This is a genomic window from Mesorhizobium sp. M0317 (genome assembly GCF_040321555.1).
In the GTDB taxonomy this organism is placed as follows: Bacteria; Pseudomonadota; Alphaproteobacteria; order Rhizobiales; family Rhizobiaceae; genus Mesorhizobium.
This window is the reverse complement of the sequence record NZ_JAMYRV010000042.1, coordinates 1-12427: the sequence shown is the minus strand read 5'-3', so window position 1 is coordinate 12427 and position 12427 is coordinate 1. Positions and strand designations below refer to the sequence as shown.

The 12427-nt window shown below is 63.8% G+C and carries 13 protein-coding genes; 2 read left to right on the top strand and 11 right to left on the bottom strand.

What is annotated here, in order from left to right; genetic code table 11:
* Positions 1-35 precede the first annotated feature (35 nt).
* From dxs to NKI88_RS24400, 7 genes are all read right to left on the bottom strand, one after another.
* On the bottom strand, positions 36-1949 hold the full coding sequence (dxs, locus tag NKI88_RS24430; protein ID WP_352657852.1) for a 1-deoxy-D-xylulose-5-phosphate synthase: 1914 nt from the start codon (positions 1947-1949) through the stop codon (positions 36-38).
* A gap of 100 nt (positions 1950-2049) precedes the next feature.
* Positions 2050-2970, bottom strand: coding sequence for a pirin family protein (locus NKI88_RS24425; protein ID WP_023685413.1), 921 nt, complete (start codon positions 2968-2970; stop codon positions 2050-2052).
* Positions 2971-2980: 10 nt separating this feature from the next.
* Positions 2981-3247 (bottom strand): DUF2277 domain-containing protein, encoded by a 267-nt coding sequence (locus NKI88_RS24420; protein ID WP_023668432.1) that lies wholly within the window; start codon positions 3245-3247, stop codon positions 2981-2983.
* Positions 3248-3285: 38 nt separating this feature from the next.
* Positions 3286-3537, bottom strand: a complete 252-nt coding sequence (locus NKI88_RS24415; RefSeq protein ID WP_023668433.1) for an exodeoxyribonuclease VII small subunit — start codon at positions 3535-3537, stop codon at positions 3286-3288.
* A 3-nt stretch (positions 3538-3540) separates the two neighbouring features.
* On the bottom strand, positions 3541-4467 hold the full coding sequence (locus tag NKI88_RS24410; RefSeq protein ID WP_352657849.1) for a histone deacetylase family protein: 927 nt from the start codon (positions 4465-4467) through the stop codon (positions 3541-3543).
* A 71-nt stretch (positions 4468-4538) separates the two neighbouring features.
* Positions 4539-5522, bottom strand: a complete 984-nt coding sequence (locus tag NKI88_RS24405; protein WP_352657846.1) for a hypothetical protein — start codon at positions 5520-5522, stop codon at positions 4539-4541.
* Between the two features lie 94 nt (positions 5523-5616).
* The gene (locus NKI88_RS24400; RefSeq protein ID WP_023708733.1) at positions 5617-6225 is read right to left on the bottom strand and encodes a TetR/AcrR family transcriptional regulator; all 609 of its coding nucleotides are present in this window, start codon (positions 6223-6225) and stop codon (positions 5617-5619) included.
* 118 nt (positions 6226-6343) lie between these two features.
* Here NKI88_RS24400 and NKI88_RS24395 point away from each other — a divergent pair, with 118 nt between their 5' ends.
* Entirely contained in the window at positions 6344-7567 is a 1224-nt protein-coding gene (locus NKI88_RS24395; protein WP_023709878.1) for an MFS transporter, read from the top strand.
* Between the two features lie 329 nt (positions 7568-7896).
* Here the strand turns inward: NKI88_RS24395 and ribB are convergent, their stop codons facing one another.
* Together ribB and aroC are read right to left on the bottom strand one after the other, a co-directional pair.
* The gene (gene ribB / locus NKI88_RS24390; protein WP_023668438.1) at positions 7897-8997 is read right to left on the bottom strand and encodes a 3,4-dihydroxy-2-butanone-4-phosphate synthase; all 1101 of its coding nucleotides are present in this window, start codon (positions 8995-8997) and stop codon (positions 7897-7899) included.
* A 74-nt stretch (positions 8998-9071) separates the two neighbouring features.
* Positions 9072-10187, bottom strand: coding sequence for a chorismate synthase (aroC, locus tag NKI88_RS24385; RefSeq protein ID WP_352657843.1), 1116 nt, complete (start codon positions 10185-10187; stop codon positions 9072-9074).
* A gap of 183 nt (positions 10188-10370) precedes the next feature.
* Between aroC and NKI88_RS24380 the strand changes: the two genes are divergently transcribed.
* Positions 10371-10625: a DUF1344 domain-containing protein gene (locus tag NKI88_RS24380; RefSeq protein ID WP_023685405.1), complete on the top strand. Its 255-nt coding sequence runs from the start codon at positions 10371-10373 to the stop codon at positions 10623-10625.
* Between the two features lie 84 nt (positions 10626-10709).
* On the opposite strand, the gene NKI88_RS24375 is transcribed toward NKI88_RS24380, so the two are convergent.
* Together NKI88_RS24375 and fabI are read right to left on the bottom strand one after the other, a co-directional pair.
* On the bottom strand, positions 10710-11297 hold the full coding sequence (locus NKI88_RS24375) for a histidine phosphatase family protein (protein WP_352657841.1): 588 nt from the start codon (positions 11295-11297) through the stop codon (positions 10710-10712).
* A 46-nt stretch (positions 11298-11343) separates the two neighbouring features.
* Complete coding sequence (gene fabI, locus NKI88_RS24370) at positions 11344-12165, bottom strand: enoyl-ACP reductase FabI (RefSeq protein ID WP_023727494.1); 822 nt, start codon at positions 12163-12165, stop codon at positions 11344-11346.
* Between the last annotated feature and the right edge of the window lie 262 nt (positions 12166-12427).

Below are 12427 nucleotides of genomic sequence, written 5' to 3'. Positions count from 1 at the left end.
GCACAGGCAACTGCTTCAGCTGCGTGAGGTTTGATTCATGCCCGTTGCGCGCGCGCGGAATGGCCGAGCGCGACGAACACGGTGCGCACGATGCCGGCCGCGTCGAGCCCGGCATCGGCATACATTTTTTCCGGCTTGGCGTGGTCGGTGAACTCGTCCGGCAGCACCAGCGGCCGAACTTTCAGACCGCTTTCCAGCAAGCCTTCATGGGCGAGGAACTGCAGCACGTGGCTGGCGAAACCGCCGACAGCGCCCTCTTCCACCGTCACCAGCACTTCGTGCGAGCGGGCGAGACGGCGGATCAAATCCTCGTCGAGCGGCTTGGCGAAACGGGCATCCGCAACCGTTGTCGACAATCCGGCCGCGCCGAGTTCCTCGGCCGCCAGCAGGCAATCCTGCAGCCGCGTGCCAAAGGACAGAAGCGCCACCTTGGTGCCTTCCCTGACGATGCGGCCCTTGCCGATTTCAAGCACCGAGCCGCGCTCCGGCATGTCGACGCCAACGCCATTGCCGCGCGGATAGCGGAAGGCGATCGGGCCTTCCTCATAATAGGCGGCGGTGCGCACCATGTGGCGAAGCTCCGCCTCGTCGGCAGCCGCCATCACCACGAAGCCCGGCAGCGTCGCCAGGAAAGTGGTGTCGAAGGCGCCGCAATGAGTGGCGCCGTCGGCGCCGACGAAACCGGCGCGGTCGATCGGGAAACGCACCGGCAGTTTCTGGATCGCCACGTCATGGACGACCTGATCGTAGGCGCGCTGCAGGAAGGTCGAATAGATGGCGGCGAAGGGCTTGTAGCCCTCGCTGGCGAGGCCGGCGGCGAAGGTCACGGCATGTTGCTCGGCAATGCCGACATCGAAGGTCCGGGTCGGAAACGCTTCGCCGAACAAATCAAGGCCGGTGCCGTTCGGCATGGCGGCGGTGACGGCGACGATGCGGTCGTCCAGGCGGGCCTCCTGGACCAGGCTCTCGGCGAACACCTTGGTGTAGGCCGGCGCATTGGCCGGGGCCTTGGTCTGCGCGCCGGTGATGACGTCGAACTTGTTGACGCCGTGATATTTGTCGGCCGCGGCCTCGGCCGGCGCGTAGCCCTTGCCCTTCTGGGTCACGACATGGATCAGCACCGGGCCGTCGGCATGGTCGCGGACGTTCTTCAGCACCGGGATCAGATGCTCGAGATTGTGGCCGTCGATCGGGCCGATATGGTAGAAGCCAAGCTCCTCGAACAGCGTGCCGCCGGTGACGTAGCCGCGCGCATGCTCGACCGCCCGCTTGATGGCGCGGTCGGCGCGCTTGCCGAGATAGGAGGTCAGCTTCTTGCCGAAATCGCGCAGGCCAAGATAGGTCTTGCCCGACGCGAGCCGCGCCAGATAGGCGCTCATGGCGCCGGTCGGCGGCGCGATAGACATGTCGTTGTCGTTGAGGATGACGATCAGCCGGGCATCAAGCGCGCCGGCATTGTTCATGGCTTCATAGGCCATGCCGGCGGACATGGCGCCGTCGCCGATGACGGCAATGACATTGTTGTGGCCGCCCGAGAGGTCGCGCGCCATGGCCATGCCGAGGCCGGCGGAAATGGAGGTCGAGGAGTGCGCGGCGCCGAACGGGTCGTATTCGCTCTCGGCGCGACGGGTGAAGCCGGACAGGCCGCCTTCTTGCCTGAGCGTGCGGATGCGGTCGCGGCGGCCGGTCAGGATCTTGTGCGGATAGGCCTGGTGGCCGACATCCCAGATCACGCGGTCTTCCGGCGTGTTGAAGACATAGTGAAGCGCCACCGTCAGTTCGACGACACCGAGGCCGGCGCCGAGATGCCCGCCCGTATGCGAGACGGCATCGATCAGCTCGGCGCGCAGCTCCGAGGCCAGCTGCGGCAGCTCGCTTTCGTCAAGCTTCTTCAGGTCGGCTGGAATGCGGACCTTGTCGAGAAGCGGCGTATGCAGCGTTGCGTTCACGTTAAAGGGCCTGCTCAGTTATAATGCGCGTCGATCATGGCGAAATATGCCTGCGTCGGCCGAATGTAAATGCGTGTCAGTGACGCGGGTGATGCTGACGTTAATTGTCCGGTAACGGAATGAACTCTTCCTCATCGCCGGGAACGATATCGAAGCGGCCCGTCTTCCATTCCTGCTTGGCCTGTTCGATGCGTTCCTTCGACGACGAGACGAAGTTCCACCAGATGTGGCGCGGGGAGCCGAGCGAAGCGCCGCCGAAGAGCATGAAATGGGCGCCGCGCTCGGAGGACACGACGATCTCGTCGCCAGGCCGGAACACCAGCAGCCGTTCGGCCGGAAAACGGTCGCCCGAAATCGAGACATCGCCGTCCAGCGTGTAGATGGCGCGCTCCTCGGCGTCGGCGGGAATTTTGACGCTGGCGCCGGGCGCCAGCCTCAGATCGGCGTAGAGCGTCTCGGTATCGGCTCTTACCGGCGAGCGCAGTCCCTGGAAATCGCCGATCACCACGCGGCCGGAAACACCTTCGGCGTCGATCTCGGGCAGAAGGAGCGCGGCCGTGTTCTCGAACACCGGCGCCACTTCCTCCTTGCCGTCGGGCAAAGCCAGCCATGTCTGCAGGCCGGAGACCGACATTGGCGCGCCGCGCAGTTCTTCGGGCGTGCGCTCGGAATGGACAATGCCGCGGCCGGCGGTCATCAAATTCACGTCGCCCGGCTGGATCACCATTTCGGTGCCGAGCGAATCGCGGTGCCTGATATTACCGTCGAACAGATAGGTGACGGTGGAAAGCCCGATATGCGGGTGCGGGCGCACATCCATCGCCTGCCCGGCGCGCAAGATGGCCGGCCCCATGCGGTCGAAGAAGATGAAGGGACCAACCAGCCGCCGCTTTGCCGTCGGCAGAGCGCGGCGAACCTGGAAGCCGCCAATATCCTTGGCATTCGGAATGACCATCAGCTCGATCTGGTCGCTGGCGAAGGCATCGCCAGGCTCAGGGTCCTTGCCGGGGAAGAAACTCATCTGGATGTCCTCAGGCGAAGCGGAGCGCCGATTTGGCTTTTGCCTTGGCCGCCACCTCTTCGCGATTGCGCGGATGATGCGTGGTTTCCAGCGAATGCAGCAACTCATGCGCCGATTCGGCGATCGCCTCGACGGCACGGTCGAAGGCCGCCTGGTTGCGCTGCGAGGGCCGCGTCGTTCCGCTCAGTTTGCGCACGAATTGAAGCGCGGCGTCGCGGATCTCGTCATGGGTCGCCGGCGGCTCGAAATTGAACAGGGTCTTGATGTTTCTGCACATGCTTGAACTCCTATCTGCTTTATGCCCGCCCCATTCCACTACTCCGCGTCGAGCGGCTCCGTTCCCACCGGTTTGCCATCACGCGACAGCCTGATCTTCTCGACCTTGTCTTCGGCGGCCTTCAGCAGCCGGTCGCAATGGGCCTTCAGCGCCTCGCCGCGCTCATAGATCTTGATCGACTGGTCGAGCGGCACGTCGCCGCGTTCCAGATCATCGACAATCTTTTCCAGCGCGTCGAGTGCCTGCTCGAAGCTCATCGCCTTGACGTCTTCGTTTGCTTCGCCAGCCATACTTTATCCCTTCATCAGCCGCCCGATATGGGCAGCGACCGAAAATGCCAATCCCTGCAGATCGTAGCCGCCCTCGAGCAGGCTGACGAGCCGGTTGCCGCTGTGGCGCCCGGCGCGTTCCAGCAGTTGCCCTGTCGCCCAGTCGAAATCGTCCTCGCTGAGGTTGATCTCGGCCAACGGATCGCGATGGTGAGCGTCGAACCCTGCGGAAATGATGATCAGATCGGGCGCGAATTTGTCGAGTGCCGGCAGGACGCGCGACAGCAAGGCATCGCGAAACATGTCCGAGCCGGTTTGCGGCGCCAGCGGAGCGTTGACGATGTTGCCGGCGCCGATTTCGTTTTTAGCCCCGGTGCCGGGATAGAGAGGCATCTGGTGCGTCGAACAATAGAGCACCGAGGGATCGTCCCAGAAAATGTCCTGCGTGCCATTGCCGTGATGCACGTCCCAGTCGACGATGGCGACACGCTCGGCGCCGTGTTTCTTCTGCGCGTAGCGGGCCGCGATCGCCGCGGTGTTGAACAGGCAAAAGCCCATCGCCGTGGTCTTTTCGGCATGATGGCCTGGCGGACGTGAGGCGACGAAGGCATTGGCGACGCGGCCCTCGAACACGTCGTCGACAGCGGCGTTGGCGGCACCGATGGCGGTCACCACCGCCTGCCAGCTTTTCGGGCTGGCGCTGGTGTCGGCGTCGATCGAGGCGATGCCGCTCTCAGGGATCGCGGCGCGGACGCGGGCGACGAAATCCTCGGGGTGGGCGTAGAGAATGGTGGCCTCGTCGCCTTGCGGCGCCGTTACCCGATCGAGTGCGGTGAAGGCCTCGTCGTCGAGCACGCGCTCGATAGCGCGCAAGCGGTCCGGCCGCTCCGGATGACCGGGGGGCGTCAGATGTTCGAGGAAGATCGGATGGGTGTAGAGCCTAGTGACCATGACCCGATATAGGCGCGCCCGGCCGCTTTGACCATGGTTTGACGCCGCACCGCCCCGACGTTCAACAGGGATTACACCCCGGGCGCCGGCTGCGTCCAGCGCGAGCCGCCGAAGGAGGCCAGCGCCTTATCCCTGAGTTCCCTGAACTTGGACGACCCCTCGGCCAGCCGCTGGTCCCATTCGGCGTTCGGCACCTGGCCTTCGATGGTCTTGAAATAGACCTGCATCAGGCAGGCTATGGCGAAGGGTTCGATGAAGGCCGCCTTGAAGGCCCAGGCAAGGAGGATGGCGAGCACGAAGGCCCAGCCGCCGAGCTGCCCCGGAACGAACCACATGATGGCGGCGGCCGGCGCCAGCATCAAAAGGAAGATGACGAAGGACACACCCCACATGATGACCGCCAGCCAGACGGCGTTCTTGACCATGGTCTTGCCGTTCTGGGCGTAGAGCACGACGCCTTGCCGGGCTGTCTCGAAGGGCGATGATGAATTGATGCGGATGTTGTAGCCGAGGATGATCTCGTCGACATAGGTCAGCGACAGGCGGATGACCGTATTGATGAAAGCGATCAGGCCGCCGAGACCCGGAATGGGCAGGAAGGCGGCGATGCCGCCGATCAGGCCGGTGATGGCGCGGATGGCGCCCTTGACCAGCTGGTCGACCACGAAAAGGATGTTGGCCTCGGCGAAACGCTCCTTCACCACGTCCTTGGCGTAGGCGATCTGGTCCTGCCCATTGGGAACGTCCCGGCCATCGATCAAATGGACCATGACGGCGATATGGCCGGCCTTGACGACGTAGAGGATGTATTCGCGGATCCAGTAGAGCGCGATCGAAACGATGCCGATGCCGACGATGCCGCCCCACAGTGCAAAGGAAAGCGGCCCGTCGGGATCGGTGGAGATATGGCCAACGCCATAGCCGACGGAGGCGCCGCTGCCGGTCGCCACGATATAGGCGAGCGTAATGCCGAAATAGACGATCATGCGAAAGACGATGAACGGCCATGTCCTGATCATGATGGACACCGACCTGCCGATTTCGAAATCCCACATGCGCCCGAATCTCCCCTCAGAGATGGACGGCGAGGATGAACCCGGGCCGGGAATTGTCAATCTCGGCAAATGCCGGGTCTCGGCCGACCAGATTTCAGGCCGGCTGCGAACCCTGTTTTTTGAGAAGGCCTTCAAGCAGTTGCTGGAAGGCTGCCACCACGGTCTTCGACGTCGCTTCGGGGTCGTTCGAATTGGCGATGCGCTGCGCCGCCTGGCTGCTGGCGCCGTTGATCAGCCGGGCGGCGGTTTCGGGGTCGACGCCGGGGACGACCACCCCCTCCTGCTGCAGAGCCGTCAGATGATCGGTCATCGAGCCGACGCAGGCATTGGCGTTCGGCCATTGCGCCGGATCGCCGAGCACAGCCGGACCGTCGCGAAACATGATGCGCTGGATTTCCGGCTCCAGCGCCATCTCGATATAGGTCGTGCATTCGTCGACGAAACGCTGCCAGCGGCTTGGCGCCCGCGACGCAATCTCATGGATGCGGACGGCCATCTCGCCATCGATTTCGGCGATGACGGCCTGCAGCAGGCCCTTCTTGTCGCCGAAATGATGATAGAGCGCACCGCGCGTCAGCCCGGCCGAGGCGGTGAAGTCGTCCATCGACGCGTCGGCATAGCCGATCGTGCCGAAAGCGTGGCGGGCCGCCGTGATCAGCTTGGCGCGCGTTTCGGCAATCATCTCCTTGCGGGGTCTGTGCATGGTTCTGGCCTTATTCACATACGCTTCGTATGCCAATTGACATACGCGGCGTATCGACTACCTATATTCATACGCATCGTATGTAATTGTCGAATTGGCCTTTGTCGAGGAACCAGCCATGCAAAACCCATACTCGGAAATCTTTCGTGCCCCTGGAGCCAAGGGGTTTGCCGCCGCGGGCTTCCTCGCGCGGCTGCCGATCGCCATGGCGCCGATCGGCATCGTGGCCATGCTCTCGCAGACGCGTGGCGAATACTGGCTGGCGGGAGCTGTCTCGGCGACGTTCGCGCTGAGCAACGCTTTCGTGGCGCCGCAGATATCACGGCTGGTCGATCGCCTCGGCCAGACGCGGATCGTGATTCCGACCACCATCCTCACCGTGCTCGCCTTCGCGGTGCTGATTGCCGCAGCCAATCAGGACTGGCCGGTGTGGACGCTGTTTGTGTCGGCACTGGCGGCCGCCGCCATGCCCAGCATGCCGGCGATGGTGCGCGCGCGCTGGACCGAGATTTTTCGCGGCCGGCCGCAGATGAACACCGCATTCGCCTTCGAATCGGCGGCGGACGAACTCGTCTACATTGCAGGCGCATCGCTGTCGGTGGGCTTGAGTGCCGCTCTGTTCCCGGAAGCCGGTGTCCTGGTCAGCACGCTATTCCTCGCCCTTGGCTCGGCAGCCTTCATCCTGCAGCGTTCGACCGAACCACAAGTGCGGCCGGTGAATCATGTCTCGAGCGGCTCGGCAATCCGGCTCAGGCCGGTGCAGATCATCACCTTCGCCCTGATCTTCGTCGGCGCCACCTTCGCGACGACGGAAGTGAGCACGGTGGCGATCACCAAGGAACTCGGCCAGCCGGGCGCCGCCAGCCTCGTCATCGGCGTCTATGCGCTGGGATCGTTCGTGCTCGGCCTCGTCGTCGGTGCGCTCAACCTGAAAGCGCCGCTGCAGCGCCAGTTGGCCCTCGCGGTCGCCCTCGTTGCGCTCGGCACATTGCTGCCGCTCACCGCCGACACGGTGCCGCTGCTGGCGCTGACCGTTTTCATCAGCGGCGTGGCGATCTCGCCAACCTTCATCACCGCCTTCGGCCTGATCGAACGCCACGTGCCGGAAGCGATGCTGACCGAAGGCATCACCTGGGTGATGACAGGCATCGGCATCGGCATGGCGCTCGGTTCGTTTGCCGCCGGTGCGGTGGTGGATGAATTCGGCGCCCGCAACGGGTTCTGGGTCTCGGTGGCGGCCGGCGTCATCGCATTGGTCACGGTGTTGCTGGGCCAGCGCAGCCTGGCCACCCACACATGCGAGCTGGACGGATGCGACGCGGCCGCCGTTCCCGCGGAGTGAGGATATGGCCTGACGTTGGCTTTGGAGACGATCGCAAACGTTCGGAATTAGGTGAGGCCTCTGGTGTCGTCATCCACGCGCGAGCGGGAGCGAAGCGGCCGCGCAGACCCGAGGACCCATTCCGTTACCTTGACCGAAGGGTGCAGCGGAGCAGAATTCTGCACCGTTGCAACGCGTCGAAGTCGCGGCATGGATCCTATGGTCTGCGCCGCGTCGCTTCGCTCCTTGCTTCGCCATAGGATGACGAACGCGTGGAGGCTTCAGCAAATCGCAGAAGCAGGCGACCTGCCCGCGCAATTTTTTCGGCAGCGTCGCTCTTGCGCGACGAACTAGATAATCTCAGTTTTCGCGATGTGAATCCCAAAGCCTTCAAGCCCGACATAGTGGCGCTCGCGCGAGGCGATCAGGTTGATCGAGGAAATGCCGAGATCCTTCAGGATCTGGGCGCCGAGGCCGATTTCTCGCCACTCGTTCTCACGGCGGCGGGCCTCTTCGTGGTCCTCACGGTCGGCACTCATCGGCCGGTTGCGCTCCTGATGGGCGACGCCGACCGAACCCTCTCGGAGGTAAACGATGACGCCGCGCTTGCGTTCGCCCATCGCCTTCATAATGGCGTCGAGCCGGTGGCTGGTGCCGAACACGTCGGTCACCACATCCTCCGAATGCAGCCGCACCGGCACGTCCTCGCCGTCACGGATGTCGCCGAAAACGACCGCGACATGGTGCATGGAATCCCAGGGCAGCGTGTAGGTGAAGACCTGTGCCTTGCCGCCGAGTGTGTCGATTTCGGAGCAGGCGACGCGTTCGACCAGCGTTTCCTTGCGCTGCCGGTAGGCGATGAGGTCGGCGACCGAAACCTGCTTGAGGCCATGTTCCTCGGCAAAGCTCGCCACCTGCGGGCCGCGCTTGACGGTGCCGTCGTCATTGACCAACTCCGAGATCACGCCAACCGGCGGCAGGCCGGCAAGCTTGCAGAGATCGACCGCGGCTTCGGTATGGCCCGAACGCATCAGCACGCCGCCTTCCCTAGCGATCAGCGGGAAGATGTGGCCGGGCCGGACGAAATCCGAACCGCCGACATTGCCGTTGGCCAGGTTGCGCACGGTCAGCGTGCGGTCCTCGGCCGAAATGCCGGTGGTGGTGCCATGCTTGAAATCGACGCTGACGGTAAAGGCCGTGGTGTGGGCGGAATCATTGTCGGCGACCATCGGCTGCAGATTGAGCCGCTTGGCCTCCTCGCGCGGCATCGGCGTGCAGACGATGCCGGAGGTGTGACGGATGATGAAGGCCATTTTCTCCGGGCTGCAATGCACGGCGGCAACGATCAGGTCGCCCTCGTTCTCACGCCCGTCATCGTCCATGACGACGACGATCTCGCCGCGTTCGAAGGCGCGGATGGCTTCGACGATTTTCTTCTGATCGTATGGCATTGGCTCGCTTCGCTCGCAGGGAATAGGGGTTGGGCAGTAGGAGTTAGGGAAGGAAGGACGGGCTGGCCTATTGCCTAATCCCTACTGCCTAATCCCTGGCCTGTCTGTCCCCGGTGCCGCAGATAATGGTCCGCGATGGCGCAGGCAACCATGGCTTCGCCTATCGGCACGGCACGGATGCCGACGCAGGGATCGTGGCGGCCCTTGGTCATGACGTCGACGTCGTTGCCGTCCTTGTCGATGGATTTGCGCGGCGTCAGGATCGACGAGGTCGGCTTGATGGCGAACCGGGCGACGATCGCCTGGCCGGTCGAGATGCCGCCCAGAATGCCGCCGGCATTGTTGGACAGGAAGACCGGCTTGCCGTCATTGCCGATGCGCATCTCGTCGGCATTCTGTTCGCCGGTGATGCGCGCGGCCTCGAAGCCGTTGCCGATCTCGACGCCCTTGACGGCGTTGATCGACATCAGGCCGGACGCGATGTCCTGGTCGAGCTTGGCATAGATCGGCGCGCCAAGGCCGGCTGGCACGCCGTCGGCGACGATCTCGATCACCGCGCCGACCGAGGAGCCGGATTTTCGGATGCCGTCGAGGTATTGCGTGAAGACGGGAACGGACGCCGGATCGGGGGTGAAGAACGGGTTTTCGGCGTCACCGATGAAATTCCAGTTCCAGTTGGCGCGGTCGATGGATTTCTCGCCCATGGAGACCAGCGCGCCGCGCACCACCATGCCGGGCACCACCTTGCGCGCCAAGGCGCCGGCCGCCACGCGAGCGGCGGTCTCACGGGCCGAAGAACGGCCGCCGCCGCGATGGTCGCGCAGGCCGTATTTGACGTCATAGGTGTAGTCCGCATGGCCGGGGCGGTACTGGCGGGCGATCTCGCCATAGTCCTTGGAGCGCTGGTCGACATTCTCGATCAGCATCGAGACGGGCGTGCCGGTGGTGATCATCGACTCGCCGTCCTCGTCGAGGATGAAGCCGGACAGCACCTTCACCTCGTCCGGTTCGCGGCGCTGGGTCACAAAACGCGACTGGCCGGGACGGCGCTTGTCGAGTTCGGCCTGTATCTCTTGCCGCGTGAAGCGGATGCCGGGCGGGCAGCCATCGACCACGCAGCCGAGCGACGGGCCATGGCTTTCGCCCCAGGTGGTGACGCGGAAGAGATGGCCGAACGTGTTGTGAGACATGAATTTTAGCCCTGCCCGGCAGCGGACCGGATCAAAGGTGCGTTCTATTGGCGTTTTCCACAGCGGTCAAACTGTGATCCGGCGGTTTTAGTTTTGACACATTCGGTTGGTTTCTGCTCTCTTCCATCCGCCCGTTGAAAGCTCGCCGCCATCCGTGCAGGCGCAATGACAAAGAGGACGACGATGCGTACCCTGATTGGCGCTGCTGCCGCCATGTTGCTGATTTCCACCGCCGCCTATGCCGGCCAGACCGAAGGCCTGATCAAGAAGGTCGACAAGGACGCGCTGACGCTGACGCTGGAGGACGGCAAGTCCTTCAAGCTCAACGCCGAGACCGATCTCGATTCGCTGAAGCCGGGCATGGATATCGTCATTGCCTATGACGTGACGAACGGCGAGAACGTCGTCACCGACATGGAACTGCCCGACACCGAGTAACACCGACGCCGAACAGGGTCTTGCCGCTCGGCGGAGCCCTGCCCGGATAAACAGGACGGTCGTCCTGTTTTTATCTGCTCGAATCTAAAGCCAATCCAGACGCCCGTCCTGCAGCCTGAGCACCCGGTCCTGCCGCACTTCCAGGTTTGCCGCTTCGTGTTCGGAAACACCTTCGACCATCCGAAACACGGTCCGCACGACGCCACCATGCGTGACGCAGACCGTCTGGCGGTCGAGCGCGTCGAACCACGGCTTCACCCGTTCGAGCAGCATCTGGTAGCTTTCGGCGCCCTCGCCCGGCGGCTGGAAATTCCATTTGTTGCGCCGTCGCGCCTTCGCCGAGCCCGGCATTCGCGCATCGAGTTCGGCATAGGTAAAGCCCTGCCAGTCGCCAAAGTGCACCTCGACCAGACGCGGGTCGATGCGGTAGGCATCGGGATCGAGCTGCATCGCCAAGCGTAGCCGCTGCATCGTCTCGCGCGTCCGCTTCATCGGGCTGGCGACAAAGTCGAAATCCTGAGGGTTCTGGATCAGTTCGGCCAGCCGCCGTCCATTGCGGGTCGCCTGCTCGCGGCCGAGCGCGTTGAGATCGGTGTCGGCCTGGCCCTGCAGCCGCGACTGGGCATTCCACTGCGTCTGGCCATGGCGCACGATGTAGACGAGCGGAACCATCAGGTCTTCCGGAAATCAGGACAGGCAGGCGGAAACCGCGGCAGAACTATTCCTTGACAGTCGAAATATCCGGCGCGTCGACCGCCTTCATGCCGACGACGTGATAGCCGGAATCGACATGGTGCACCTCGCCGGTGACGCCACGCGACAGGTCCGACAGGAAATAGACGGCGGAATCGCCGACTTCTTCCTGGGTGACGGTCTGCTTCAGCGGCGAATTGTATTCGTTCCACTTGAGGATGTAGCGGAAGTCGCCGATGCCCGAAGCAGCCAAGGTCTTGATCGGCCCGGCCGAGATGGCGTTGACGCGGATCTTCTTGCCGCCGAGGTCGACGGCGAGATAGCGCACGCTGGCTTCGAGCGCGGCCTTGGCGACACCCATGACGTTGTAATGCGGCATGACCTTTTCGGCGCCGTAATAGGTCAGCGTCAGCAGCGAGCCGCCGTCGGTCATCAGCGCTTCGGCGCGCTTGGCGATGGTGGTGAAGGAATAGACCGAAATGTCCATGGTGCGCAGGAAATTGTCGCGCGTCGTCTCGACATAGCGTCCGGTCAGCTCGTCCTTGTCGGAAAAGGCGATGGCATGGACGAGGAAGTCGAGCTTGCCGCCCCAATGCTTGGCGACATTGGCAAACACCTCGTCGAGGCTCGCCGGATCAGTGACATCGCAATGACCGGCGACAAAGGCGCCCAATTCCGCAGCCAGCGGCTCGACGCGCTTCTTGAACGCCTCGCCCTGATAGGTCAGCGCGATCTCGGCGCCATGGTCGACGCAGGCCTTGGCGATGCCGTAGGCAATCGATCTGTTGTTGGCGACGCCCAGTATAAGGCCGCGCTTGCCGGCCATAAGGCCCTGTCCACCCGCCATGTCAGCGCTCTCCGAAAGATTTTCTGCTTTGGAGTGCCTATCGCACAGGCAGAAAGGCGCATCAAGCGCAGACGGGGCGCGCGTTCAATTCAGACACTCGGCGTGACAACTTAATAACGTTGTTGTGAGATTTGAACGCCTCATTGCGGCCAGCGCGCCTTGATGGCCCAGGCCCGGGGGGGGGGGGGGCGGCCCCGCGGGGGGGGGGCCCGGGCGGCGCGCGGCGCGGGGGGGCGGAGCGGGGGGGGGGGGGAGGACCAGG

Excerpts from the sequence above, each read along its gene's own strand:
- NKI88_RS24425 (WP_023685413.1), bottom strand. The coding sequence starts at position 2,970 with ATGAGTTTCTTCCCCGGCAAGGACCCTGAGCCTGGCGATGCCTTCGCC.
- NKI88_RS24400 (WP_023708733.1), bottom strand. The coding sequence starts at position 6,225 with ATGCACAGACCCCGCAAGGAGATGATTGCCGAAACGCGCGCCAAGCTG.
- NKI88_RS24395 (WP_023709878.1), top strand. The coding sequence starts at position 6,344 with ATGCAAAACCCATACTCGGAAATCTTTCGTGCCCCTGGAGCCAAGGGG.
- NKI88_RS24420 (WP_023668432.1), bottom strand. The coding sequence starts at position 3,247 with ATGTGCAGAAACATCAAGACCCTGTTCAATTTCGAGCCGCCGGCGACC.
- NKI88_RS24410 (WP_352657849.1), bottom strand. The coding sequence starts at position 4,467 with ATGGTCACTAGGCTCTACACCCATCCGATCTTCCTCGAACATCTGACG.
- fabI (WP_023727494.1), bottom strand. The coding sequence starts at position 12,165 with ATGGCGGGTGGACAGGGCCTTATGGCCGGCAAGCGCGGCCTTATACTG.
- aroC (WP_352657843.1), bottom strand. The coding sequence starts at position 10,187 with ATGTCTCACAACACGTTCGGCCATCTCTTCCGCGTCACCACCTGGGGC.
- NKI88_RS24405 (WP_352657846.1), bottom strand. The coding sequence starts at position 5,522 with ATGTGGGATTTCGAAATCGGCAGGTCGGTGTCCATCATGATCAGGACA.
- NKI88_RS24375 (WP_352657841.1), bottom strand. The coding sequence starts at position 11,297 with ATGGTTCCGCTCGTCTACATCGTGCGCCATGGCCAGACGCAGTGGAAT.
- ribB (WP_023668438.1), bottom strand. The coding sequence starts at position 8,997 with ATGCCATACGATCAGAAGAAAATCGTCGAAGCCATCCGCGCCTTCGAA.
- NKI88_RS24415 (WP_023668433.1), bottom strand. The coding sequence starts at position 3,537 with ATGGCTGGCGAAGCAAACGAAGACGTCAAGGCGATGAGCTTCGAGCAG.
- NKI88_RS24380 (WP_023685405.1), top strand. The coding sequence starts at position 10,371 with ATGCGTACCCTGATTGGCGCTGCTGCCGCCATGTTGCTGATTTCCACC.